The sequence below is a fragment of the Serratia sp. MMO-28 genome (assembly GCF_037199905.1).
Taxonomy (GTDB): domain Bacteria; phylum Pseudomonadota; class Gammaproteobacteria; order Enterobacterales; family Enterobacteriaceae; genus Chania; species Chania oryzae.
This window is the reverse complement of record NZ_JBBCVB010000028.1, coordinates 50,435-75,275: the sequence shown is the minus strand read 5'-3', so window position 1 is coordinate 75,275 and position 24,841 is coordinate 50,435. Positions and strand designations below refer to the sequence as shown.

General features: G+C 55.2%; 17 protein-coding genes, 1 tRNA gene, 2 rRNA genes and 1 riboswitch. Of the genes, 14 read left to right on the top strand and 6 right to left on the bottom strand.

The features are described 5' to 3' along the window. The 7 genes from rrf (WG891_RS21475) to aceK form a co-directional block, all read left to right on the top strand. Window positions 1–105: ribosomal RNA gene (gene rrf / locus WG891_RS21475) — 5S ribosomal RNA — on the top strand; the annotation flags it as partial. 13 nt (window positions 106–118) lie between these two features. Continuing rightward, window positions 119–194 (top strand) — tRNA-Thr (locus WG891_RS21470). A 49-nt stretch (window positions 195–243) separates the two neighbouring features. Then, window positions 244–359: ribosomal RNA gene (gene rrf / locus WG891_RS21465) — 5S ribosomal RNA — on the top strand. A gap of 199 nt (window positions 360–558) precedes the next feature. Continuing rightward, the gene (metA, locus tag WG891_RS21460) at window positions 559–1,488 is read left to right on the top strand and encodes a homoserine O-acetyltransferase MetA (protein ID WP_337264404.1); all 930 of its coding nucleotides are present in this window, start codon (window positions 559–561) and stop codon (window positions 1,486–1,488) included. 386 nt (window positions 1,489–1,874) lie between these two features. After that, window positions 1,875–3,473 (top strand): malate synthase A, encoded by a 1,599-nt coding sequence (gene aceB / locus WG891_RS21455; RefSeq protein ID WP_337264403.1) that lies wholly within the window; start codon window positions 1,875–1,877, stop codon window positions 3,471–3,473. Between the two features lie 174 nt (window positions 3,474–3,647). After that, window positions 3,648–4,955, top strand: a complete 1,308-nt coding sequence (gene aceA, locus WG891_RS21450; RefSeq protein WP_037403953.1) for an isocitrate lyase — start codon at window positions 3,648–3,650, stop codon at window positions 4,953–4,955. A gap of 72 nt (window positions 4,956–5,027) precedes the next feature. After that, a complete protein-coding gene (gene aceK / locus WG891_RS21445; RefSeq protein ID WP_337264402.1) occupies window positions 5,028–6,779 on the top strand; it encodes a bifunctional isocitrate dehydrogenase kinase/phosphatase in 1,752 nt (583 codons plus the stop codon). A 14-nt stretch (window positions 6,780–6,793) separates the two neighbouring features. Here the strand turns inward: aceK and edd are convergent, their stop codons facing one another. The 3 genes from edd to iclR form a co-directional block, all read right to left on the bottom strand. Continuing rightward, window positions 6,794–8,608 carry a phosphogluconate dehydratase gene (edd, locus tag WG891_RS21440; protein ID WP_337264401.1) on the bottom strand — a complete coding sequence of 605 codons (1,815 nt, stop codon included), beginning with the start codon at window positions 8,606–8,608 and terminating at the stop codon, window positions 6,794–6,796. Then, a complete protein-coding gene (gntK, locus tag WG891_RS21435; protein ID WP_076941710.1) occupies window positions 8,605–9,168 on the bottom strand; it encodes a gluconokinase in 564 nt (187 codons plus the stop codon). The genes edd and gntK overlap by 4 nt, the downstream gene beginning before the upstream one ends. A gap of 296 nt (window positions 9,169–9,464) precedes the next feature. After that, on the bottom strand, window positions 9,465–10,295 hold the full coding sequence (gene iclR, locus WG891_RS21430) for a glyoxylate bypass operon transcriptional repressor IclR (protein WP_076941711.1): 831 nt from the start codon (window positions 10,293–10,295) through the stop codon (window positions 9,465–9,467). A gap of 373 nt (window positions 10,296–10,668) precedes the next feature. On the opposite strand from iclR, the gene metH reads away from it, so the two are divergent. The 6 genes from metH (at window position 10,669) to WG891_RS21400 (ending at window position 19,280) form a co-directional block, all read left to right on the top strand. After that, window positions 10,669–14,349 carry a methionine synthase gene (gene metH / locus WG891_RS21425; RefSeq protein WP_443006232.1) on the top strand — a complete coding sequence of 1,227 codons (3,681 nt, stop codon included), beginning with the start codon at window positions 10,669–10,671 and terminating at the stop codon, window positions 14,347–14,349. 410 nt (window positions 14,350–14,759) lie between these two features. After that, the gene (locus tag WG891_RS21420) at window positions 14,760–15,821 is read left to right on the top strand and encodes an ABC transporter substrate-binding protein (protein WP_337264399.1); all 1,062 of its coding nucleotides are present in this window, start codon (window positions 14,760–14,762) and stop codon (window positions 15,819–15,821) included. Window positions 15,822–15,832: 11 nt separating this feature from the next. Beyond that, entirely contained in the window at window positions 15,833–16,630 is a 798-nt protein-coding gene (locus tag WG891_RS21415) for an alkaline phosphatase family protein (RefSeq protein WP_337264398.1), read from the top strand. Between the two features lie 10 nt (window positions 16,631–16,640). Next, window positions 16,641–17,480, top strand: coding sequence for an ABC transporter permease (locus tag WG891_RS21410; RefSeq protein WP_337264397.1), 840 nt, complete (start codon window positions 16,641–16,643; stop codon window positions 17,478–17,480). Between the two features lie 17 nt (window positions 17,481–17,497). Further along, complete coding sequence (locus tag WG891_RS21405; RefSeq protein ID WP_337264396.1) at window positions 17,498–18,283, top strand: ABC transporter permease; 786 nt, start codon at window positions 17,498–17,500, stop codon at window positions 18,281–18,283. 4 nt (window positions 18,284–18,287) lie between these two features. Continuing rightward, window positions 18,288–19,280: an ABC transporter ATP-binding protein gene (locus tag WG891_RS21400; RefSeq protein ID WP_337264395.1), complete on the top strand. Its 993-nt coding sequence runs from the start codon at window positions 18,288–18,290 to the stop codon at window positions 19,278–19,280. A gap of 10 nt (window positions 19,281–19,290) precedes the next feature. Here the strand turns inward: WG891_RS21400 and panS are convergent, their stop codons facing one another. Together panS and lysC are read right to left on the bottom strand one after the other, a co-directional pair. After that, the gene (gene panS, locus WG891_RS21395) at window positions 19,291–20,208 is read right to left on the bottom strand and encodes a ketopantoate/pantoate/pantothenate transporter PanS (RefSeq protein WP_337264394.1); all 918 of its coding nucleotides are present in this window, start codon (window positions 20,206–20,208) and stop codon (window positions 19,291–19,293) included. A gap of 37 nt (window positions 20,209–20,245) precedes the next feature. Next, a complete protein-coding gene (gene lysC, locus WG891_RS21390; protein ID WP_337264393.1) occupies window positions 20,246–21,613 on the bottom strand; it encodes a lysine-sensitive aspartokinase 3 in 1,368 nt (455 codons plus the stop codon). Window positions 21,614–21,722: 109 nt separating this feature from the next. Beyond that, window positions 21,723–21,916: riboswitch (Lysine riboswitch) on the bottom strand. Window positions 21,917–22,241: 325 nt separating this feature from the next. Between lysC and pgi the strand changes: the two genes are divergently transcribed. Further along, window positions 22,242–23,888 carry a glucose-6-phosphate isomerase gene (gene pgi / locus WG891_RS21385; RefSeq protein WP_337264392.1) on the top strand — a complete coding sequence of 549 codons (1,647 nt, stop codon included), beginning with the start codon at window positions 22,242–22,244 and terminating at the stop codon, window positions 23,886–23,888. A 423-nt stretch (window positions 23,889–24,311) separates the two neighbouring features. Here the strand turns inward: pgi and WG891_RS21380 are convergent, their stop codons facing one another. Further along, window positions 24,312–24,788 carry a hypothetical protein gene (locus WG891_RS21380; protein ID WP_337264391.1) on the bottom strand — a complete coding sequence of 159 codons (477 nt, stop codon included), beginning with the start codon at window positions 24,786–24,788 and terminating at the stop codon, window positions 24,312–24,314. Window positions 24,789–24,841: the final 53 nt, after the last annotated feature.

Here is a 24,841-nt window from a genome sequence, read left to right as displayed (position 1 = left end):
TAGCGCGGTGGTCCCACCTGACCCCATGCCGAACTCAGAAGTGAAACGCCGTAGCGCCGATGGTAGTGTGGGGTCTCCCCATGCGAGAGTAGGACACTGCCAGGCATCAAATTTGTGTGCTGATATGGCTCAGTTGGTAGAGCGCACCCTTGGTAAGGGTGAGGTCCCCAGTTCGACTCTGGGTATCAGCACCACTTTATTAAAGTGGTTTAGAAGTTAGGCAAAAAAGAATTAAAGAATTTGCTTGGCGGCAATAGCGCGGTGGTCCCACCTGACCCCATGCCGAACTCAGAAGTGAAACGCCGTAGCGCCGATGGTAGTGTGGGGTCTCCCCATGCGAGAGTAGGACACTGCCAAGCATCAATTAAGCCGAGAGGCCATCCGAAAGGATGGCCTTTTTGCTTTTCTGGTTTGCCAACTTACGTTGCTGAACCTAATCCCCCCTTGGCAATGAAACATTTTCACCTTCCTGTTGAAAACTCGACATGGTGCTAAAAAAACGCTATCTTCAGGCATCTGGAAGTCTAAACGTATAAATGGATATGTGAGGGTTAGGCGATGCCGATTCGTGTTCCTGATGAGTTACCTGCGGTAAATTTCTTGCGCAATGAGAATGTCTTTGTGATGACATCCTCACGAGCAAAAACACAGGAAATCAGGCCGCTAAAAGTGCTTATCCTTAACCTGATGCCAAAAAAGATCGAGACTGAAAATCAGTTCCTGCGCTTGCTTTCCAACTCCCCGTTGCAGATTGATATCCAATTGCTGCGTATCGACAGCCGCGAATCGAAGAACACGCCAGCTGAACATCTGAACAATTTCTACTGCAACTTTGAAGATATTCAAGATGAGAATTTCGATGGCCTGATTGTCACCGGAGCGCCTTTAGGCCTGGTTGATTTCTGTGATGTGGCTTATTGGCCGCAGATCGAGCGTGTAATCGACTGGGCAAAGAACCACGTCACTTCTACGCTGTTTGTCTGTTGGGCAGTACAGGCGGCGTTGAACATCCTGTATGGCATTCCGAAGATGACACGCGAGGTGAAGCTCTCCGGGGTTTATCAGCACCAGACGTTGCAGCAGCATGCGTTGCTGACCCGTGGCTTTGATGAAACCTTCCTGGCTCCACATTCGCGCTATGCCGATTTCCCTGCCGATGTTATCCGCCAGTATACGGATCTGGATATTCTGGCCGAATCGGAACAGGCCGGTGCCTACTTGTTCGCCAGCCGCGACAAACGCCTGGCATTTGTTACCGGGCACCCTGAGTACGATACCTTGACGCTGGCTGGCGAGTATTGCCGTGATAACGATGCTGGCCTTAACCCAAGTATTCCGCTGAATTATTTCCCAAACGATAACCCTGAGCTCACTCCCAAGGCTTCATGGCGTAGCCATGGTCATCTGTTGTTTTCCAACTGGCTGAATTACTACGTCTATCAGATCACTCCGTTCGATCTGCGTCATATGAACCCTACCCTCGAGTAATACTCTTTCCTAACATGGCGGCTGAATCGAGGCCGCCATGGCCTAATTCTATGCTTTTCCTCGCCTACCCAGCACTGTTACCAATCAATAATTCCTGTAAAAACAATTAAATAAACCGTTACTTGCCAAGTAATGGAACCACTTTCCTTGTTTGTTACTTGTGATAATTAATCTAATTGATTGATAATAAAAGGTTAATAAAATATTTAATAAAAAAATGGAAATCGTTTTTGATTTTTATTTTTTGTTGGTTATTCTAGAGTCAAAAGGGCTGATATCTAACCAATAAGAGGTTGTATGTTCACCCTGAATGGCGGTGGTTTCTGACAATAATGCTTCGTTCAGCCAGCAATGGCGGTGCGGGATGATGGGGAAGGAGCAAGACAATGATGCAACAGATAGCAGGCACGGAGTTAACGTTTACGCGGGGTTTCAACGCGGCCGAGCGGCAGGTATTAACGGATGACGCGGTCGAATTCCTGGCGGAACTGGTGGCGAAGTTTACTCCGCAACGCAACAAGCTATTGGCTGCGCGCGTCTGCTGGCAAGAACATATCGATCGCGGTGGTTTGCCGGATTTTATTTCGGAAACCGCTTCCATTCGCAATGGTGACTGGAAAATTCGCGGTATTCCTGATGATTTACGTGACCGGCGGGTCGAGATTACTGGCCCGGTCGAACGCAAGATGGTGATCAATGCGTTGAACGCCAACGTTAAAGTGTTTATGGCCGACTTCGAGGATTCGCTGGCCCCAAGCTGGGACAAAGTGATCGAAGGGCAAATCAACCTGCACGACGCGGTGAACGGCACTATTTCTTATACCAATGAAGCAGGCAAGATTTATCAGCTTAAGCCGAATCCGGCGGTATTGATCGCTCGCGTGCGTGGTCTGCACCTGCCAGAGAAACACGTGCAGTGGCAAGGCGAGGCCATTCCCGGTGGATTGTTCGATTTTGCGCTGTATTTCTTCCATAACTATCGCCAGTTGCTGGCAAAAGGCAGCGGCCCATATTTCTACCTGCCGAAGACCCAATCCTGGCAGGAAGCGGCTTGGTGGAGTGAGGTGTTCAGCTTTACTGAAGATCGCTTCGAACTGCCGCGCGGCACGATCAAAGCGACCGTGCTGATCGAGACCTTGCCTGCAGTATTCCAGATGGACGAAATCCTCTATCACCTGCGCGATCACATCGTTGGGTTGAACTGTGGCCGTTGGGATTACATCTTCAGTTATATCAAAACGTTGAAAAACCACGGCGAGCGCGTGTTGCCGGATCGTCAGTCGGTCACCATGACCCAACCTTTCCTCAGTGCTTATTCACGCTTGCTGATCAAAACCTGCCACAAGCGCGGTGCTTTTGCGATGGGCGGCATGGCGGCATTTATCCCCAGCAAAGATGCGGCGCAGAATGCCATCGTGCTCGGCAAAGTGCGCGCAGATAAAGAGCTGGAGGCCACTAACGGCCACGACGGTACCTGGGTGGCGCATCCGGGGTTAGCTGATACGGTAATGGAAGTGTTTGACCGCATCCTAGGCGATCGCCGCAATCAGTTAGAAGTGCTGCGTGAGCAGGACGCACCGATCACCGCCGCTCAGTTGCTGGAGCCCTGCGACGGTGAGCGTACGGAAGCGGGGATGCGCGCCAATATCCGTGTGGCAGTGCAATACATCGAAGCCTGGATCTCGGGCAATGGTTGCGTGCCGATTTATGGCCTGATGGAAGACGCGGCCACCGCTGAGATCTCTCGCACCTCCATTTGGCAGTGGATCCACCATGAAAAGAGCCTCAGTAACGGCCAACTGGTGACTAAGGCGCTGTTCCGCCAAATGCTGAAAGAAGAAATGTTGGTGGTGCGTGAAGAGTTGGGTGAGGTGCGTTACAACGCTGGCCGTTTCGCAGAGGCGACGCGCCTGATGGAGCGCATCACCACGCAAGATGAACTGATCGATTTCCTGACTTTACCCGGCTACGAACTCTTGGCCTGATATACCCGTTATACTTCAAGCTGCATGTGCGTTGGCTTTCCTCGCTCACCCCAGTCACTTACTTGAGTAAGCTCCTGGGGACTCGCTGCGTTGCCGCCTTCCTGCAACTCGAATTATTTAGGGTATAAACCGTTCCTGACTATTAACCCTACATTAATTGCAAAGGATAAAAATATGACAACCTCTCGTACCCAACAGATCCAACAGCTGGAACAGGAATGGAAATCAGCACGTTGGGAAGGCATCACCCGCCCCTACAGCGCTGCAGACGTGATCAACCTGCGTGGCTCGGTCAACCCGGTATGCACGCTAGCGCAAAACGGTGCGGCCAAGCTGTGGGAACTGCTGCACGGTAAATCCCGCAAAGGGTACGTCAACAGCTTAGGCGCGCTGACCGGCGGCCAGGCGCTGCAGCAGGCGAAAGCGGGCGTAGAGGCAATTTATCTGTCGGGCTGGCAGGTGGCTGCGGATGCGAATACCGCCTCTGCCATGTATCCGGATCAGTCACTGTACCCGGTAGACTCTGTTCCGGCGGTGGTTGAGCGCATCAATAATACCTTCCGCCGTGCCGATCAGATCCAATGGGCGAACCAGATTGAGCCAGGCAGCAAAGGCTATACCGACTATTTCCTGCCGATCGTAGCCGATGCGGAAGCCGGTTTCGGTGGCGTTCTGAACGCATTCGAACTGATGAAGGCGATGATCGAAGCCGGTGCAGCCGGGGTGCACTTTGAAGATCAACTGGCGGCAGTGAAAAAATGCGGCCACATGGGCGGCAAAGTACTGGTGCCGACCCAGGAAGCGATCCAGAAACTGGTGGCTGCGCGTTTGGCGGCCGACGTGCTTGGCGTGCCGACTCTGCTGATCGCGCGTACCGATGCCGATGCGGCAGACTTGCTGACCTCCGATTGCGATCCGTATGACAGCGCTTTTGTGACCGGGGAGCGCACCGTTGAGGGCTTCTTCCGTACCCATGCCGGCATTGAGCAGGCGATCAGCCGTGGCTTGGCTTACGCCCCTTATGCCGATCTAGTGTGGTGCGAAACCTCAACCCCAGACTTGGCGGCCGCGAAGCGCTTTGCCGATGCGATTCATGCCAAATTCCCGGGCAAGCTGTTGGCCTATAACTGCTCACCGTCCTTCAACTGGCAGAAAAACCTGGACGATCAGACCATCGCCCGCTTCCAGGACGAACTGTCTGCCATGGGTTACAAATACCAGTTCATCACTCTGGCCGGTATTCACAGCATGTGGTTCAACATGTTCGACCTGGCGCATGCCTACGCGCGCGGTGAAGGTATGAAGCACTATGTCGAAAAGGTGCAGCAGCCGGAATTCGCCGCCGTCGAACGCGGGTACACCTTTGCCTCGCACCAGCAGGAAGTGGGAACGGGTTACTTCGATAAAGTCACCACCGTCATTCAGGGCGGGGCCTCTTCTGTTACTGCACTGACCGGGTCGACTGAAGAACAGCAGTTCTAATTTCACCGCAGTAGCAATGTGTCATTCAGAGCCTGCATTTGCAGGCTCTGCCTCGTAGGCAGGAGGGGAAAGATGGTGGCAAAACGGGAGTTGTTGATCGCACAGACGATCTTGCAGGGATTTGATGCTCAATATGGCCGCTTTCTGGAGGTCACGGCCGGGGCGCAGCAGCGTTTTGAGCAGGCTGATTGGTTTGCCGTACAGCAGGCGATGAAAAAACGCATCCATCTTTACGATCACCACGTGGGCCTGGTGGTGGAGCAACTGAAATGCATCACTGGGCAGCGCTATTACGATGCGGATTTCCCCAGCCGGGTGAAGGCGGTATACACCGAATTACTGCCGGATTATCCACGTTTTGAGATTGCCGAGAGTTTCTTTAATTCGGTTTACTGTCGCCTGTTTAAACACCGCGATTTAACCCCGGATAAGCTGTTTGTCTTCAGTTCGCAGCCTGAACGGCGTTTCCGCGATATCCTACGGCCGCTGTCACGCAATTTTATGCCTAATGGCGATATGGCGGCGATGCTGTACAGCCTGCTGACCGATCTCCCGTTGCGGCTGCCGTGGGAAGATCTGCCGCGCGATATCGATTACATCACGCAGGCACTGCAGCGGGACTTTAACCCCGAGCAACTGGCCGGCGCGACGCTCCAGGTCGCCAATGAGCTGTTCTACCGTAACAAAGCCGCCTGGTTGGTGGGCAAACTGCGCCTGGCCGACGGCGTTTACCCCTTCCTGCTGCCGATCCATCGCAGCGATTGCGGCGCTCTGTTTATCGATACCTGCCTGACCAGTAAGGCCGAGGCCAGCATCGTGTTTGGCTTTGCCCGTTCCTACTTTATGGTTTATGCGCCATTACCGGCGGCGATGGTGGAATGGCTGCGTGAGATCCTGCCGGGCAAAACCACCGCCGAACTGTATATGGCGATCGGCTGCCAGAAGCACGGCAAAACCGAATGCTACCGCGAATATCTGACCTTTATGGCGCAGTCTCAGGAACAGTTCATTATCGCTCCGGGCGTAAAAGGCATGGTGATGCTGGTGTTCACCCTGCCGTCTTTCGACCGGGTGTTTAAGGTGATCAAAGATGAATTCGCCCCGCAGAAAGAGGTCACGCAAGCCCAGGTAATGGCCTGCTACCAGTTGGTGAAGGAACACGATCGCGTTGGCCGCATGGCGGATACGCAGGAGTATGAGAATTTTGTGGTGGATAAGGCGCGCCTCAGCCCGGAACTGTGGGCGGAGCTACAGCTGGAAGTGCCGGAAAAACTGGAAGATCTCGGCGATCGGGTCGTGATTAAGCATCTGTATATGGAACGGAAGATGACGCCGCTGAACCTGTATCTGGAACAGGCTAACGAACAGCAACTGCATGATGCGATAGAAGAATACGGCAACGCGATTAAGCAGTTAGCGGCGGCGAATATCTTCCCAGGTGACATGCTGTTTAAAAACTTTGGCGTCACCCGCCACGGGCGCGTGGTGTTCTACGACTATGATGAAATTTGCTATATGACCGAAGTAAACTTTCGCGATATCCCGCCACCGCGCTATCCGGAAGATGAAATGGCCAGTGAACCCTGGTACAGCATCTCACCGAACGATGTCTTCCCAGAAGAGTTCCGCCATTTCCTGTGCGGCGACCAGCGTATCCGAAGGGTATTTGAAGAGATGCACAGCGATCTGTTTGAAGCGGATTACTGGCGCGGTTTGCAACAGCGGATTAAAGATGGGCACGTTGAGGATGTGTTTGCCTACCGCAAAAAGCGGCGCTTCAGCCAACGTTTGCCAGCCGAGCAAGCTCTGGCTCAGCATGGCTGAACCAGAGCGCTTGATTAAAAGCGGATGCAGCAGGCCCCTTGTTCCGCACCGGAAAGCTGGCTGCGTAACGCGCTGAACAGTTCGCGGCCACAGCCAAGGTGCCCAGCGCCAAGCTCCGGTTGGTAAGCGGTGCGTTGGGCCAGTTCGGCGGCATCGACCAGCAGCTGCAATTCACCGGTGCGGCCATTAACGCGGATCAGATCGCCGTTTTGTATTTTTGCCAGCATCCCGCCGGTGCTGGCTTCTGGCGTGACGTGGATCGCTGCAGGCACTTTGCCGGAAGCACCTGACAGGCGGCCATCGGTCACCAGTGCCACCTTGAAGCCGCGATCCATCAGCACGCCAAGCGGTGGCATCAGCTTATGCAACTCAGGCATACCGTTGGCTTGCGGGCCTTGGAAACGCACCACCACCACACAATCCTGGTTCAGCTTACCGGCTTCAAAAGCGGGCACGATATCGTGCTGGCTTTCAAACACCAGCGCCGGTGCTTCGATAATCTGGTTATCGGCGGGCACCGCCGAGGTTTTCATCACCGCCCGCCCGAGATTGCCGGACAACACTTTGGTGCCGCCGTGGGGCTCGAAGGGGGCGGCAACGCTGGCGATCACGTTGTTATCCAGCGAGCTCTGCGCCCCATCGCGCCAGGCCAACTGGCCGTTATCCAGCCAGGGTTCCTGAGTGTAACGCTCCAGGCCGAAACCGGCGACGGTGTGAACATCCTGATGCAGCAGGCCGTGTTTCAGCAGTTCACGCACGACCAACTGCACGCCTCCGGCGGCCTGGAACTGATTGATATCAGCCGGGCCGTTGGGGTAGATGCGGCATAACAGCGGTACGGCATCGGAAAGCTCAGAAAAATCATCCCAGTTGATGATGATGCCCGCCGCCCGCGCCATGGCGACCATATGCATCGTCAAGTTGGTCGAACCGCCGGTGGCTAACAGCGCAACCATGCCGTTAACCACCACTTTTTCATCGACCAACTGGCCGATCGGTAAATAATGGCCGCTGGTTTCGGTCAATCGTGTTACTTGGCGTGCGGCGGCATCGGTCAGTGCATCGCGCAGCGGCGTATCCGGGTGAACAAAGGAGGCGCCCGGCAGATGCAGGCCCATCACTTCCATCACCATCTGGTTGGTGTTGGCGGTGCCGTAGAAGGTGCAGGTGCCGATGCCGTGATAAGACGCAGCCTCGGCTTCCAGCAGTGCGTGACGATCCGCCTTGCCTTCGGCATAGAGCTGGCGTACCCGCACTTTCTCTTTATTGGGCAGGCCGCTGCTCATTGGCCCGGCAGGCACAAACACCGCGGGTAGATGGCCGAAAGACAGCGCTGACATCACCAACCCCGGCACAATCTTGTCGCAGATGCCAAGGAACAGCGCGCCGTCGAACATGTTGTGCGCCAACCCGATAGCAGCGGACATGGCAATGACATCGCGGCTCATCAGCGAAAGCTCCATGCCATCCTGCCCCTGAGTCACGCCATCGCACATGGCGGGCACGCCACCGGCCACCTGACCGACTGCGCCCACGCTGTGCAGCGCCTGTTTCAGCCGCTGCGGGTAATTTTCGTAAGGCTGATGGGCCGAAAGCATGTCGTTATAGGCGGTGATGATGGCGATATCGCTACGCACCATATTTTTCAGCGCGGCTTTATCGCTGGACTGGCAGGCGGCAAAGCCGTGCGCCAGGTTACCGCAGGCTAACTGTGAGCGGTGCACGGTCTGGGAACGGGCTGCGGCGATGCGCGCCAGATAGGCCGTGCGGCTCGGTGTCGAACGCTCGATGATGCGTTGTGTGATGCGGGACAGCGTGTGGTTAATCATATCTTCCTCACCGTGTTATGAAAGGCGCAGGCATCCTGGGGCAAAAAACGCTGGATGTGGTGCAGGGTATCGGCGATCACCGCGTTTAGCGGCTGGTTGATGTCGATGGCGATAACATCGTTTTCATCCAGGCCCGGTTGCTCCAGCGTGGCAAACTGTGTCACCAGCATCTGCGGTTTGAAGAAGTGCCCTTTGCGCGCTGCCATCCGGGCTTCGATCACCGGGAAGTCGCCGTGCAGATAGATGAACGACAAATTGTTGTTACCGGCCCGCAGCCGATCGCGGTAGCGCTTTTTCAAGGCTGAGCAGACGATGAGGGAGACCGGGTTGGTCCGCTGCATGGCAAAGGCCGCATCGTTTAATGCTGCCAGCCAAGGAGCGCGATCGTCATCGTTCAGCGGTTCGCCTGCGGCCATTTTCAGGATGTTGCAGCGTGGGTGCAGAAAGTCGCCATCAAGGAAATTGGCGGACAACTGTGAGGCAACGGCGCTGGCAACGGCAGATTTGCCACTGCCGGAAACGCCCATAACGACGTAAACTCGATTCTGGTTGTGGATCATGGCTTGGCTCCCAATCTGTCGGTGGCATTATGCGGGCAATCTTTGTTACCGGTAACATGTTATCGGTAACATTGTCAGGGGAAATATTTCTGGTTGCAATCGGCTTTAACAGGCAGGATCGCTAACTGTGATCGGCATCATGATTTCAGTTGGCAGGGAAACAAGATCTCTACAGAGCGTTACAGAAATACAACAGAGTGGCCGCCCACCTGGCCAGGGTGGGCGTTAGGCTGTGCCCCTCAATGGCCCATGCGTGCCGCTGGTGGCCAATTGAGGGTCACAGCCTGGTAACAGCGTTAACGCACTCCACCGTATTCGAGGCTGATCTCTTTGGCGGCGTGTATTACCAGCGCCCCGAGTTCGGTGACGCGATCGTCGGTGATGCGCGAAACCGGGCCAGAGATGGAGATCGCCGCAAAAGCTTCGCGGTGCTCATCGAAGATACAGGCCGCCACGCAGCGCAGGCCGAGGGCATGCTCCTCATCATCAAACGAAAAGCCCTGCTTGCGGATCAGCGCCAGCCCTTCTTTCAGGTTATGGGGCGTCAGGGTATGCGTGGTATAGGTGTGCATGCCTTTTTTATGCAGCAACTTGGTGACCTGATCGTCTGAAAGCGTGGCAAGAAACGCTTTACCCGCGCCAGAAGCGTGCATCGGCAGTTTGCCGCCGATCGGGGCCGACATGCGCATCAGCGCGGTGCACTGTACCTGATCGATAATCACCGCCTGATACTCGCTGGTATCCAGCACCGCCAGATTGACCGTTTCACCCGACTCTTCCATCAGGCGGCGCAGCGTCGGGTGTACCATAGCCAGCAGATTGCGGCTCTGCAGGAAACTGCTGCCGACGACAAACGCATGAGCGCCCATGGTCCACAGGCCAAGATCGCCCACCTGGCGCACAAACCCTTGTTGTTGCATGGTGGTGAGCAGGCGATGAGTGGTGGAATTAGGTAATCCGGCCTGCTGGGCCAGATCGGTCAGCGCCACGTTACCGTGCGCTTCGGCAATATATTCCAATAATTTCAGGCCACGGGTCAGTGACTGGACCTGACCGGTGGCGGCACTGGCGGTGGGTGCGGCGGCGCGCGGCTTCTTGCCTCGCTTGGCGGGTACGGGTGTGGCCATGATTCACCTTCTATTTTCCGTATAGTGGAATTCATTTTCGTTTTTTGAGTATGAATTGCAATACGCATCTTTGCTCATCGGATCTGTTGGCTAATCAACCTGTGCTCTAAATAATTCGAGTTGCAGGAAGGCGGCAAGCTTGTGAGTCCCCAGGAGCATAGATAACTATGTGACTGGGGCGAGTAAGCGCAGCCAACGCACATGCAGCTTGAATTACGACGAGCATGAAAAACTCTCAATGAGTGCCCACACCTTTGCCGACATAACCTGTGCTAGGATGACTCGTTTGTTTTTATGGCATTTGGGCGATGGCGATTATCGATATCCGGTAGGTTTGACAGCAATTAAACGTCGGCGGGTATGAGGGGTGACAGTGACAAATCGAGTAGAACAACTGCGTCAGCAGTTAGCGCAGCGTATTTTAGTGTTGGACGGCGGTATGGGCACCATGATCCAGAGCTATCGGCTGGAAGAGCAGGATTATCGTGGTGAACGTTTTGCGGATTGGCAAAGCGATCTGAAGGGCAACAACGATCTGCTGGTGCTGACCAAGCCAGAGGTGATCACGGCGATCCACCACGGCTATCTGCAGGCTGGTGCCGACATCCTGGAAACCAACACCTTCAACTCCACCACCATTGCCATGGCCGACTACCATATGGAGTCGCTGTCTGCCGAGATTAACTATCAGGCTGCGTTGCTGGCGCGCGCCTGTGCCGATGAATGGACCGCGCGCACCCCGGAAAAACCTCGTTACGTTGCCGGGGTGCTCGGCCCGACTAACCGTACCGCGTCCATCTCGCCCGACGTGAACGATCCGGCATTCCGCAATGTCTCTTTCGATCAACTGGTAGAAGCCTACCGCGAATCGACCCGCGCGCTGGTGGCGGGGGGCGTCGATCTGATCATGATCGAAACCATCTTCGATACCTTGAATGCCAAAGCCGCCGCTTTTGCGGTGGAAACCGAATTTGAAGCCTTGGGGGTGACGCTGCCGATCATGATTTCCGGCACCATTACCGACGCTTCCGGCCGCACCCTGTCCGGCCAGACCACCGAGGCCTTTTACAACTCGCTGCGCCACGTTAAGCCGCTGACCTTCGGCCTTAACTGTGCGCTTGGCCCAGACGAACTGCGCCAATACGTGGCGGAGCTGGCGCGCATTTCCGAAAGCTACGTTACCGCGCACCCTAACGCCGGTTTGCCGAATGCCTTTGGGGAATACGATCTGGATGCCGAAGAAATGGCGAAACAGGTGGGCGAATGGGCGCAGGCCGGTTTCCTGAATATCATCGGTGGCTGCTGTGGCACCACACCTGCTCATATCGCCGCGATGGCGAAAGCGGTAGAGGGTGTGCCGCCACGCCAATTGCCAGAGCTGCCGGTCGCCTGCCGTTTATCCGGCCTGGAGCCGCTGAATATTGATGCCAAATCGCTGTTCGTGAACGTGGGTGAACGCACCAACGTCACCGGTTCGGCGCGTTTCAAACGCTTGATCAAAGAAGAGAAATACAGCGAAGCGCTGGCCGTGGCGCGCCAGCAGGTGGAAAGCGGTGCGCAAATCATCGACATCAATATGGATGAGGGCATGCTCGACGCCGAAGCGGCGATGGTGCGCTTCCTTAGCCTGATCGCCGGTGAGCCGGATATTGCCCGTGTGCCAATCATGATCGACTCCTCCAAATGGAGCGTGATTGAAAAAGGCCTGAAGTGCATTCAGGGCAAAGGTATTGTTAACTCGATCTCAATGAAAGAGGGCGAAGAGGCCTTTATCCACCATGCCAAACTGGTGCGCCGTTACGGTGCGGCAGTGGTAGTGATGGCGTTTGACGAAGTCGGCCAGGCCGATACCCGCGAGCGCAAGTTCGAGATCTGCCGCCGAGCCTATAAGATCCTCACCGAACGCGTTGGCTTCCCGCCGGAAGACATCATTTTTGACCCGAACATTTTTGCCGTCGCTACCGGGATCGAAGAGCATAACAACTATGCCGTCGACTTTATCGAAGCCTGTGGCGACATCAAAACCCATCTGCCGCACGCGATGATTTCCGGTGGTGTCTCCAACGTATCGTTCTCGTTCCGTGGTAACGATCCGGTGCGCGAAGCGATCCACGCGGTGTTCCTGTATCACGCTATCCGTAACGGTATGGATATGGGGATCGTCAACGCCGGGCAACTGGCGATCTACGACGATCTGAGTGCTGAACTGCGCGATGCGGTGGAAGATGTGATCCTCAACCGCCGCCCGGACGGCACCGAGCGCTTGCTGGATCTGGCGGAAAAATACCGCGGTAACAAAGACAGTGAAGTGGCGGTGCAGCAGGCAGAATGGCGCGGCTGGCCGGTGGCCAAACGCCTGGAATATTCCTTGGTTAAGGGCATCACCGAGTTTATCGAACTCGACACCGAAGAAGCTCGCCAACAGGCAGAACGGCCGATCGAAGTGATCGAGGGGCCGTTGATGGCCGGGATGAACGTGGTGGGCGATCTGTTCGGCGAAGGAAAAATGTTCCTGCCGCAGGTGGTGAAATCTGCCCGGGTGATGAAGCAGGCGGTGGCTTACCTCGAACCTTATATCGAGGCCAGCAAGCAGAAAGGCACCACCGCGGGCAAAATCCTGCTGGCGACGGTGAAGGGCGACGTGCATGACATCGGCAAAAACATCGTCGGCGTGGTGCTGCAATGTAATAACTACGAAATTATCGATCTGGGCGTGATGGTGCCAACGGACAAGATCCTCAAGACCGCGCGTGAAGAGAAGGTGGATATTATCGGCCTGTCGGGCCTGATCACCCCGTCGCTGGATGAGATGGTGAACGTGGCGAAAGAGATGGAGCGCCAGGGCTTTACCCTGCCGCTGCTGATTGGCGGTGCCACCACGTCCAAGGCCCACACTGCGGTGAAGATCGAGCAGAACTACAGCGGGCCGACCACCTATGTGCAAAACGCTTCACGTACCGTTGGCGTGGTGTCGGCGTTGCTGTCGGATAGCCAGCGTGATGAGTTTGTGGCCCGCACGCGCAAAGAGTATGAAACCGTGCGTATCCAACACGGGCGCAAGAAGCCGCGCACGCCGCCGGTCAGCCTGCAGCAGGCGCGGGATAACGCCATGGTGCTGGACTGGGAAAACTATCAACCGCCGGTGCCGAACCAACTGGGGGTCTTCCCGGTAGAGGCGAGTATCGATACCCTGCGCCGCTATATCGACTGGACGCCGTTCTTTATGACCTGGTCGCTGGCGGGCAAATACCCACGCATTCTGGAAGATGAAGTGGTGGGTGAAGAGGCCAAACGCCTGTTCCAGGATGCTAACCAGATGCTGGATCAACTGGCAGAAAGCGGCAGCCTCAATCCGCGTGGTGTCTTCGGCCTGTTCCCGGCCAACAGCGTGGGCGATGACGTAGAGGTTTACCGCGATGAAAACCGCGACGAGGTGCTGGTGGTCAGCCGTCACCTGCGTCAGCAGACCGAAAAAACCGACTTCCCGAACTACTGTCTGGCCGATTTCGTTGCGCCGAAAAGCAGCGGCAAGGCCGATTACTTTGGCGCGTTCGCGGTCACCGGCGGGCTGGAAGAGGATGCGCTGGCGGCGGCCTACGACGCTAAACACGATGATTACAACAAGATCATGGTGAAGGCGTTGTCGGATCGTTTGGCGGAAGCCTTTGCCGAATACCTGCATGAGCAGGTGCGTAAGCTGCATTGGGGCTTCGCGGCTGAGGAAAATCTGAGTAACGAAGAGCTGATTCGGGAGAATTATCAAGGCATCCGCCCGGCACCCGGCTACCCGGCCTGCCCGGAGCATACCGAGAAAGCTGAGATCTGGCAGTTACTGGAGGTTAACCGCCATACCGGCATGAAGTTGACCGAGTCCTTCGCTATGTGGCCTGGGGCGGCGGTCTCCGGTTGGTATTTCAGCCACCCAGAGAGCAAATATTTTGCCGTGGCGCAAATCCAGCGCGATCAGGTGGAAGACTATGCGGCGCGTAAAGGCATGAAAATCAGCGACGTTGAGCGCTGGCTGGCGCCGAATCTGGGATATGACGCGGATTAACGGGGGTCAGATCGCTTAAGGCAGAAGCCCCTTTTCCTTTGGGAAAGGGGGTTATCTTAACTGAATGGCATGAATCATCGTGCTGGGTTTTTCAGGGCGACTCCAGCCCATTGTTGAACTGTGCGCAGGTGGCTAGCGTTGTTGATGCCATCTCGCGTCAGCAGTGCTGCCCGAACAATAACCTCGAAATCTTCTTCTCCTGCCACCATGGCATTACTGATTCTGCACAGTTTCTGCGTGATGAGGGCGCTGGTGCCCACAAGTGCAAGATCAGAGATCCGAATGTAATAAAACCGCTGTTTTTTTAGACTGACATATAATTATCACAATTGTCCGTTATACCCTTCTTACCCGATGTTACAGCCTTGGGTATATATCCGGTTTATCTCACACCACCTGGAGCATCAGTTATGAAACGTTTGTGTGCTTGCGTGTTAACCAGTGCCATTGCGCTGACCAGCCAGATGAGTTGGGCCGCTGACAGCGATCTGGCCGCGCTGATTCAGGCGGCCAAGAAAGAGGGGCAAGTCAACAGCGTCGGCATGCCGGACAGTTGGGCCAACTGGAAAGGAACCTGGGCCGATCTGCTAAGCCAATACGATATTAAGCATATCGATACCGATATGAGTTCGGCACAGGAGATTGCCAAATTTGATGCTGAGAAAGGCAATGCTACGGCAGATATTGGCGATGTTGGGGCGGCTTTCGGTCCGATCGCGGTGCAAAAGGGCGTAACCCAGCCGTATAAACCCACCACCTGGGCGCAGATTCCCGTGTGGGCGAAAGACCAGGATGGCCATTGGGCGTTGGCCTATACCGGCACCATCGCCTTTATCGTCAACAAACAGCAGGTGCCGGATATTCCGCGCAGCTGGGCCGATCTGCTAAAAGGCAACTACCACGTCACTATCGGCGATGTGGGCACGGCATCGCAGGCCGCCAGCGGTGTGTTGGCGGCAACCTACGCCATGGGCGGTGACGAGAAAAACCTCAAACCGGGGCTGGAGTTCTTTGGCAAGCTGGCCAAAGCCGGGCGCCTGAGCATGACCAACCCGGTGATTGCGTCATTGGAAAAAGGTGAAGTCCAGGTGGGCGTGGTGTGGGACTTTAATGGCCTGAACTACCGCGATCAGATCGACAAAACCCGTTTCGAAGTGCTGATCCCTTCTGACGGTTCTATCACCTCTGGCTATACCACCGTTATCAACAAATATGCCAAACACCCGAATGCCGCCAAGCTGGCACGCGAATACATCTTCTCTGACGCAGGCCAGATCAACCTGGCGCGTGGCTATGCCCGACCGATCCGCGCTGAACACATTACGCTGCCGGACGACGTGAAAGCCAAGTTGCTACCGGCGGAACAGTATAAAAACGCGCACCCGATTGCCGATCCGGCCGCTTGGGAAAAGAGTGCCAAACTGTTGCCACGTCTGTGGCAGGAGAACGTCATTATGCTGATGCAACAGTGAGTTAGCGCACGATGAAGACGATCCTCGTCCTACTGGACGGCCTCAACTATCAGGTAGCTCATGACGCCATGGGCTACCTGCAGGCTGAATGTGTAGCTGGGCGCGGGCGGTTGTATCTGATGGAGAGCGAGCTGCCCTCGCTCTCACGGCCATTGTATGAATGTATCCTCACCGGCGTAACGCCGGTGGAGAGCGGCGTGGTGCACAATCAGGTATCACGGCTATCGCGTGAAAAGAGTGTGTTTCATTATGCACGTGCCGCCGGGCTGACCACCGCGGCGGCGGCCTACCACTGGATCAGTGAACTGTATAACCACACGCCGTTCGATGCCGCTCGCGATCGCCATACCGATGACCCGGCATTGCCGATCCAGCACGCTCATTTCTATTACGACGATCGCTACCCGGATTCGCATCTGTTTGCCGATGCGGAAAATCTGCGCCGCCGCCATCACCCCGATTTTTTGCTGATCCATCCGATGAATATTGATGATGCCGGGCATCGTCATGGGGTGTCCTCACCCCAGTATCGCAATGCCGCTCGCCATGCCGACGGCCTGTTGGCTCGCTATCTGGCGGATTGGCTGGCAGCGGGTTATCAGGTGATGATCACCGCCGATCATGGCATGAATGACGATCATAGCCACGGTGGGGTTTTGCCGGAGGAACGGCAGGTACCGCTGTTTGTGTTTGGTGAAGCCTTCAGCCAGAGCGAGGCCAATCCGCAACAGACCGAGCTGTGCGGCACCCTGTGCGAACTGTTACAGGTGGTACACGACAAACCTCGCTGCCGGGCGTTGCTGGCATGAAGGTGAAAGAATGAAAGTTAAGTGGCTTGCTGCGCTGTGCCTGCTGCCGTTTATCATGCTGTTTGGCGCGTTCCAGATTGCCCCACTGATATGGATTGCGCTCAGCAGCTTTTTCAGCGAAAGCAGCGGCTGGGGCTGGGGTAACTATGTCGATGTGCTGACCTCGCCGTTTTATCGGCAGGCATTCCAGTTCTCGCTGGAGATCTCATGGTGGTCAAGCGTTTACGGTTTGCTGATTGCATTAGTGGGCAGTTACTCACTTCGCCAGCTTGGCCCAACCCGGCTGCATGACTTTGTGATGTCATTTACCAATATGACCAGTAATTTTGCCGGGGTGCCGCTGGCGTTCGCATTTGTCATTCTGCTGGGGTTGAATGGCTGCCTCACCTTATTGTTGCGCCAATGCGGCCTGATGGACAGTTTTAATCTCTATTCGAAAAGTGGGTTGATTGTGCTCTACACCTACTTCCAGATCCCGCTTGGCGTGTTGTTGCTGTACCCGGCGTTTGATGCGCTGCGTGAAGACTGGCGCGAATCGGCGGCGCTGTTGGGGGCGGGCCCGTGGCACTTTTGGCGCTATATCGGCCTGCCGGTATTGGCGCCGGCGCTGATGGGCACTTTCGTCATTCTGCTGGCCAACGCGCTGGGGGCCTATGCCACGGTGTATGCGCTGACCACCGGTAATTTCAACGTGATCCCGATCCGTATTTCGGCGCTGGTGGCTGGGGATATTGCTCTCGATCCGAACCTGGCCAGCGCGCTGGCCATGATGCTGGTGATGATGATGGGGTTGATCACAGTGGTGCATCAGTGGCTCCTGCGCAGGAGTTACCTGAATGCAGGCTCGTGAGTTGGCAGGGGATGTCTATGCGGCGTTTTGAAAAGGTTTATCACCTGGCAGTGGTGATCCTGTTATTTCTGATCCTGCTGCTGCCTTTGGCGGCGACGCTGGTGTACGCCCTGGCGACGCAGTGGGGTGCCACCATTCTGCCGCAGGGTTTTACCCTCAAGTGGCTGGTGGCGTTATGGAGCGATCCGCGCTTTCTGCTGGCGCTGTGGCACTCGCTGCTGATCTGCTTTGGTACGCTGGTACTGGCGGTGGTGGTGATCCTGCCGCTGATGTTTGTGATCGCTTACTATTTCCCTAAGCTGGATGCGGTGATGAACGTGCTGATCCTGTTGCCGTTTGCCGTCCCGCCGGTGGTGTCTTCGGTGGGCCTGATGCAACTGTTTGCTGCCGATCCACTGCCACTGTTGGGCACGCCGTGGATCCTGATCGGCTGCTATTTCACCATCGCGCTGCCGTTTATCTACCGTGCTATCAGCAACAATATGCAGGCGATCAACCTGCGCGATCTGATGGATGCGGCCCATCTGCTGGGTGCCAGCACCTGGCAGGCTGCGTTGCTGGTGGTGCTGCCAAACTTGCGCAAAGGCGGGATGATTGCGCTGTTGCTGTCGTTCTCATTTCTGATAGGTGAGTTTGTGTTCGCTAACCTGCTGGTCGGCAGCCAATATGAAACGCTACAGGTTTACCTGTTCAATATGCGTAATGGCAGCGGCCATTTCACCAGCGCGTTGGTCATTTCTTATTTTGCCGTGGTGCTGCTCGTCACCTGGCTGGCAAATTTGCTAAATAAAAGCAGGGGTTAATCGTATGGCCTATCTCAACGTCGCTCGCCTTAATAAACACTATGGCCACACCCAGGTGTTTCACGATATCGATTTCAGCGCCGATGAGGGCGAATTTGTTACCCTGCTAGGGCCTAGCGGCTGTGGTAAATCGACATTGCTGCGTTGCCTGGCAGGGCTGACCCCGGTGGATAGTGGGCAGATTGTGCTGCAAGGGCAGGATCTGGTGCCTTTACCCCCGCAAAAGCGCGGTATTGGCATGGTATTCCAGAGCTACGCGCTGTTCCCTAATATGACTGTCGAAGGTAACGTGGCCTTTGGCCTGAAGATGCAGAAGTTGCCTGCTGAACAGATTCGTCAGCGGGTACAGGAAGCGTTGGCGCTGGTGGAGTTAACCGAATTGGTGAAGCGCTACCCGCATCAGCTCTCTGGTGGCCAGTGCCAACGCGTGGCGCTGGCGCGTTCGCTGGTGACGCGGCCGCGCCTGCTGTTGCTGGATGAACCGCTGTCGGCGTTGGATGCCCGCATTCGTAAGCATCTGCGTGAGCAAATCCGCCGTATCCAGCGTGAGCTGAACCTGACGGCGATTTTTGTCACCCACGATCAGGAGGAGGCGTTGACGCTTTCCGATCGCATCGTGTTGATGAACAAAGGGGAGATTGTGCAAAGCGGCAGCGCAGAAATGCTGTATACCCAACCGGCCAATGCCTTCGCCGCCGGGTTTATCGGCAGTTACAACCTGCTGAGTGCTGAACAGGCGCAGGCGCTGACCGGGCAAACTTACCCTGGGCAGGTGGCCGTTCGCCCGGAAGCGATCCAGTTACTGCCCGAAGGGCAAGGCATTGCGGCGACCATTTTGCACCACAGCCTGTTGGGCAATGTGGTGCGTTACCGCGTGCAGGCCCACGGCGTTGAGCTCTGGGTGGATGTGCTCAACCGTTCGGTGGCCGATCTGCATGCCGATGGCAGCTATGTCGGGCTGCAATTGGCAACCGTGACATTACGCGACGTGGCCTGACTGTGGGCGATCACTCTTTCTTGGTGGGGCGGCCAGACCAGTAGCCAGCCAGCAGGGAGCCGGAAAGGTTATGCCACACCGAGAATAGCGCGCCGGGCAACGCTGCCAGCGGTGAGAAATAAATCTTGCCCAGCGTGGCCGCTAGCCCGGAGTTCTGCATGCCCACTTCAATCGCCAGCGTGCGGCAGGTAGACTCATCGAAGCCGAACAGTTTACCTCCCCAATAACCACTCAGTAACCCGATGCCGTTGTGCAGGATCACTGCGACAATTACCACCAGCCCGACCGAAGCGATATGGCTCTGGCTGCCCGCCACCACCGCGCTGATGATGGTCACGATACAAACCATCGACAGCGCAGGCAGGAAGGGTTCGATGCGCTTCACCGTTTTGGTAAAAGTATGGTGAATGATCAGGCCAAGGCCGATTGGGATCACCACGATCTGCAGGATACTCAATAACATCCCCATAATATCGACGCTGATTTTGGCATCGACGTACAGGCGTGTCAGCAGCGGAGTGGCAAAGACGCCAACCAGCGTGGAAACGGCAGAAATGGTCACCGACAATGCCACATCGCCTTTCGCCAGATAGATGATCACGTTGGAAGCCGTGCCGCTGGCGACGCTGCCCACCAGCACCATACCGGCAGAGAGGTCTGGCGGCATGCGGAACAGCAACGCCAGGATCCACGCCGCCAGTGGCATAATCAGGTAGTGCAGGAAGATCCCGGCAGCAACCGGGCCGGGGCGCGACAGCACGCGTTTGAAATCATCCAGACGCAGCGTTACCCCCATGGCAAACATGATCAGCATCAGCAACGGGCTGATATAGGGGCTGATGCCGGTGAAGGTGTCTGGAGTGTAGTAAGCCGCGACGGAAAGCAGCACGGCCCACAGCGGGAACAGACGAGTTATTTTTGCCAGCATTGATAGTGTTTCCCTTCACAAGGCTTATGCATCAGCGTTATTCAAACAGATTACGGTGCAGCGTGCGTACCACTTGCTCTGCATCGTCACCCGGTACCAGGAAGCACAGATTATAGCTGCTGGCTCCGTAGCAGATCATGCGGATATTGAACGGATCCAGCACGCCGAATACTTCTTTGCCCACGCCACAGGCTTGGGACAGTTTGTTACCGATCAGCGCCACCAGTGCCAGATTCTCTTCCACCTCAACCCGGCACAGCGAAGACAGTTCGGTGAGCAGAGACGTGGTCAGCAGGCTGCCGCCGGTAGAGGTAGAACCGGTGGTATCCATGGTCAGGGCTACGCTGACTTCAGATGTGGTGATCAGATCGACGGAAATATTGTGGCGCGCCAGAATGTTAAACACTTCCGCCAAGAAACCGCGCGCGTGCAGCATGTTCAGGCTGTGCAATGTCAGCAGGGTTTGTTTGCGGCGCAGCGCCAGCGCACGGAACAGCGGTGGGTTTTCGGTGGTGTTGCACACCAGCGTCCCCCCAGCGGCGGGATCTTTGCTTGAGCCGACAAACACCGGGATATCGCTGCGCACAGCGGGCAGCAGCGTGGCTGGGTGCAGCACTTTCGCACCAAAAGTGGCCATTTCTGCCGCTTCTTCAAAGGCGATTTTATCGATGCGCTTGGCCGCAGGCACCACGCGCGGATCGGTGGTGTAAATGCCTGGTACGTCGGTCCAGATATCCACGCGGCTGACGCTCAACGCTTCCCCCAGCAAGGCGGCGGTATAGTCGCTGCCGCCACGCCCCAGCGTGGTGGTGCGGCCTTTCGGTTCGCTGCCGATAAAACCCTGGGTCACGATCAGGGCTTCCTGCAGGCGGGGTTGCAACTGGGTCTGGGCCAGCTCGGTCAAGGCCGCCTGGTCTGGGGTGGCACGGCCAAAATGATCGTCGGTGCGCATCACCTTGCGCACGTCGAACCACTCCGCCTGCACGTGGCGCTGGCGCAGGATCTCAACAAACAGCAGGGTGGACATCAGCTCGCCATGGCTGACCAGTTCATCGGTCAGGGCGGGAGAAGTGGCCAGCGCCGCAGCTTCCGACAGCATGGCGATATTTTCCAGCATGCGGTCAATCTCATCACGGATCACCGCTGGATTATCAAGGCGATCGAGAATGGTGTATTGAATACGGCGGATTTCATCAAGCTGATAGGTGCGTTTCTCGGTATCACAGCCTTCAGCCAAGGCCACCAGCAGGTTAGTAATACCGGCAGAGGCGGAAAGGACCACCAGACGAACGTTAGGGTTGGACAGAACGATATCGGCACTGCGGTTCATTGCGTCGAAGTCGGCCACGCTGGTACCGCCGAATTTTGCTACTACGGTAGAGTTCTGGGATGCTGCTTGATTCATGTAAAACCTCGTGTCAGGGATGCCATTTCAGATGGCAATTTATTTCCATAGCCTTGGCACAAGGGAAGAGCGGTAAACAGGGAGCAGGCGTAGAGGTTAAGACTACGATACACCCAGAAGCGCCCCACCTTGCTGACCACCCTTGCAGGGCGACCCATGGTGACAACTCAGGGGATTCAGCCCCTGTAGCCGACGTGATGATTGCCGCATTCATCGCGCCTCGGCGTCGCTCCCCCTCAAATGCCGTCGTTGGATAACGGCTCCTCTGACATTCTACCTGGGCGACGCGCCTCTTCTGGCTTGCGCACCGGGTGCGCAAGTAGGATGTTAGGAATAACGGGTTTAGGTGCTGCTGTCAACGGGCAAACGTTGAAGGATATTCATCTTGTCAGAACAGTGGGGCTTTTACGCGCTGAGCGCTGGCAAAACTGTGGGTGTTTGGCACCGTTTTACCACGGTGATAACAGGTTGTTGCCTGAAAGACGGGGCGTTTGTTGTGGAAAGGTAAAATGAGAGCGTTGCCGTTTGACAGTTAATTCCTATCGCAAGAAAAGAGATCATAATCACAGGCGAACAGGCTACAATCGCTCAATCATTCCTATTCATTCTCAAGCATAAGAGCGTCGCTATGAAAAATATCAATCCTAGTCAAACCGCTGCTTGGCAAGCCCTGCAGCAACATTTTGAACAAATGAAAGACGTCCAGATCCGCGATCTGTTTGCCCAGGATAGCGAGCGTTTTTCCAAGTTCTCCGCCACTTTCAACGACCAGATGCTGGTGGATTATTCCAAAAACCGCATTACCGCAGAAACCCTGGAAAAACTGCAGGCGCTGGCGAAAGAAACCGACCTGCAGAGCGCGATTAAGTCGATGTTCACCGGTGAGAAGATCAACCGTACCGAAGATCGCGCCGTACTGCACGTTGCACTGCGCAACCGCAGCAACACGCCAATTATCGTTGACGGCAAAGACGTTATGCCGGAAGTGAATGCGGTGCTGGCAAAAATGAAACAGTTCTGTGACCGAGTGATTAGCGGTGACTGGAAAGGTTACACCGGCAAGCCGATTACCGACGTGGTGAATATTGGTATCGGTGGTTCTGATCTCGGTCCTTATATGGCCACCGAAGCGCTGCGCCCGTATAAAAACCATCTGAATATGCACTTTGTTTCCAACGTGGATGGCACCCACATCGCCGAAACGCTGAAGCCGCTGGATCCGGCCACTACGCTGTTCCTGGTGGCTTCTAAAACCTTTACCACCCAAGAAACCATGACCAACGCCCACAGCGCGCGCGACTGGTTCCTGAACACCGCTGGCGATCAGAAACATGTGGCGAAGCACTTTGCCGCGTTGTCCACCAACGGTAAGGCGGTGGCCGAGTTTGGCATTGATACCGACAATATGTTTGAGTTCTGGGACTGGGTGGGTGGCCGTTACTCTCTGTGGTCAGCTATTGGCCTGTCTATTGCGCTGTCGTTGGGTTTTGAGCACTTCGAGCAACTGCTGAGCGGTGCGCATGAGATGGATAAGCACTTTGCGCAACAGCCTGCCGAGAGCAATCTGCCGGTATTACTGGCCTTGATCGGCATCTGGTACAACAACTTCTTCGGCGCAGAAACCGAAGCGATTCTGCCATACGATCAATACATGCACCGTTTTGCCGCTTATTTCCAACAGGGCAATATGGAATCCAACGGCAAATATGTCGATCGCAACGGTAATCCGGTGGATTACCAGACAGGCCCAATCATCTGGGGTGAACCGGGCACCAACGGGCAGCACGCGTTCTATCAGTTGATTCACCAAGGCACCAAGCTGGTTCCATGTGATTTTATCGCCCCGGCCATCAGCCATAATCCGTTAAGCGATCACCACGCCAAACTACTGTCGAACTTCTTTGCGCAAACCGAAGCGCTGGCGTTTGGTAAATCACTGGAAGTGGTTGAGGAAGAGTTCGCGGTACAGGGTAAAAAACCGGAAGAGGTTAAGCACGTTGCGCCATTCAAAGTGTTTGAAGGCAACCGCCCGACCAACTCGATCCTGCTGCGTGAGATCACGCCGTTCAGCCTGGGCAGCCTGATTGCCCTGTATGAGCACAAGATCTTTACCCAAGGTGTGATCCTGAATATCTTCACCTTTGATCAGTGGGGCGTTGAGCTGGGTAAACAGCTGGCAAACCGTATTCTGCCAGAACTGGCGGGGAAAGAGGCCGTAGTGAGCCACGACAGCTCAACCAATGGTCTGATCAATCGTTTTAAAGCGTGGCGCTAATCGATTTCCACGCGTTGACGTAAACTCAGGATGAGCCCCAGCAATGTGGCTCATCTTTTGCCAAAATAAGTGCCTTTACTGTGCAAAGCACCAGTTTGGGGCAAATTTGTTACCTCGAGCAAGAAAACTGACATATATGTCAGTTAAAATAGGATGTAGAGAGGATTCGTTCAGCTACCGCCTATTGGCAACATTAAATACTTTGAGTATCGCAGATTGATATATTTACTGTGTTGCCAGCGTCTTTTATTAAAAATATAAGACTCAGTATAATCCTGGGCTTTTTCCTAAAATTCTCGCGTGATTTGTTTTTATTATCTATTATGTTATAAAAAATTGAGTTTATCAGCTATACCCTTTTCCTTTTAAGCTGTAGGGTGTTAATTGTACGATCTGTCGGTGAGTTTTACATTGGCAGAATTGTTACGATGGCAAGTCCGAAGGGTGTACTGTAAGTTTAAGAAAGTGTTGTTTAAGCACTTGATTTATTACTACAAGAGGGTTTTGTATGAAAAAGGTATTGTGTCCGGCATTAGTCGCACTTGCTTTGCTCGGCGCTTCCAATTCTTGGGGGGCTCCTTTTGTTGCTCTCGGGGCAAAAGGTAAAGCGGTCGCTACAGGGGTTGGAGCAGTTGCCGTCGCAGCAGCGTGCGGCTTAGTTGCAGAAAACCACGGTGGTGATAATGAGGGCATTTCTGCCACTAGCACCACCACGACCAGAACGAAATAAACCGTAAAAGAATAACCGCCTATAGCCACAGTGCCTGGTGTTGTGCAGGTAGTGAGTTTAGCCTCATGGGTTTGCTTGAGTTCATGTTTTGTTTGGGAGTACTTGACGGGAGCAGATTCCAACGCTGCTGATAGTGGTTCCTTAAAGGGCAAACCATAAAAGGCTGTCAACACGTCTGCCTGGGCTTTGGGTCGCAGTGGAATAAAAGCGGTTATTCTTTTTT

Excerpts from the sequence above, each read along its gene's own strand:
- WG891_RS21415 (WP_337264398.1), top strand. The coding sequence starts at position 15,833 with ATGAAGACGATCCTCGTCCTACTGGACGGCCTCAACTATCAGGTAGCT.
- iclR (WP_076941711.1), bottom strand. The coding sequence starts at position 10,295 with ATGGCCACACCCGTACCCGCCAAGCGAGGCAAGAAGCCGCGCGCCGCC.
- metA (WP_337264404.1), top strand. The coding sequence starts at position 559 with ATGCCGATTCGTGTTCCTGATGAGTTACCTGCGGTAAATTTCTTGCGC.
- WG891_RS21420 (WP_337264399.1), top strand. The coding sequence starts at position 14,760 with ATGAAACGTTTGTGTGCTTGCGTGTTAACCAGTGCCATTGCGCTGACC.
- lysC (WP_337264393.1), bottom strand. The coding sequence starts at position 21,613 with ATGAATCAAGCAGCATCCCAGAACTCTACCGTAGTAGCAAAATTCGGC.
- aceA (WP_037403953.1), top strand. The coding sequence starts at position 3,648 with ATGACAACCTCTCGTACCCAACAGATCCAACAGCTGGAACAGGAATGG.
- WG891_RS21410 (WP_337264397.1), top strand. The coding sequence starts at position 16,641 with ATGAAAGTTAAGTGGCTTGCTGCGCTGTGCCTGCTGCCGTTTATCATG.
- panS (WP_337264394.1), bottom strand. The coding sequence starts at position 20,208 with ATGCTGGCAAAAATAACTCGTCTGTTCCCGCTGTGGGCCGTGCTGCTT.
- aceK (WP_337264402.1), top strand. The coding sequence starts at position 5,028 with ATGGTGGCAAAACGGGAGTTGTTGATCGCACAGACGATCTTGCAGGGA.
- aceB (WP_337264403.1), top strand. The coding sequence starts at position 1,875 with ATGATGCAACAGATAGCAGGCACGGAGTTAACGTTTACGCGGGGTTTC.
- WG891_RS21400 (WP_337264395.1), top strand. The coding sequence starts at position 18,288 with ATGGCCTATCTCAACGTCGCTCGCCTTAATAAACACTATGGCCACACC.
- gntK (WP_076941710.1), bottom strand. The coding sequence starts at position 9,168 with ATGATCCACAACCAGAATCGAGTTTACGTCGTTATGGGCGTTTCCGGC.
- pgi (WP_337264392.1), top strand. The coding sequence starts at position 22,242 with ATGAAAAATATCAATCCTAGTCAAACCGCTGCTTGGCAAGCCCTGCAG.
- edd (WP_337264401.1), bottom strand. The coding sequence starts at position 8,608 with ATGATTAACCACACGCTGTCCCGCATCACACAACGCATCATCGAGCGT.
- WG891_RS21405 (WP_337264396.1), top strand. The coding sequence starts at position 17,498 with ATGCGGCGTTTTGAAAAGGTTTATCACCTGGCAGTGGTGATCCTGTTA.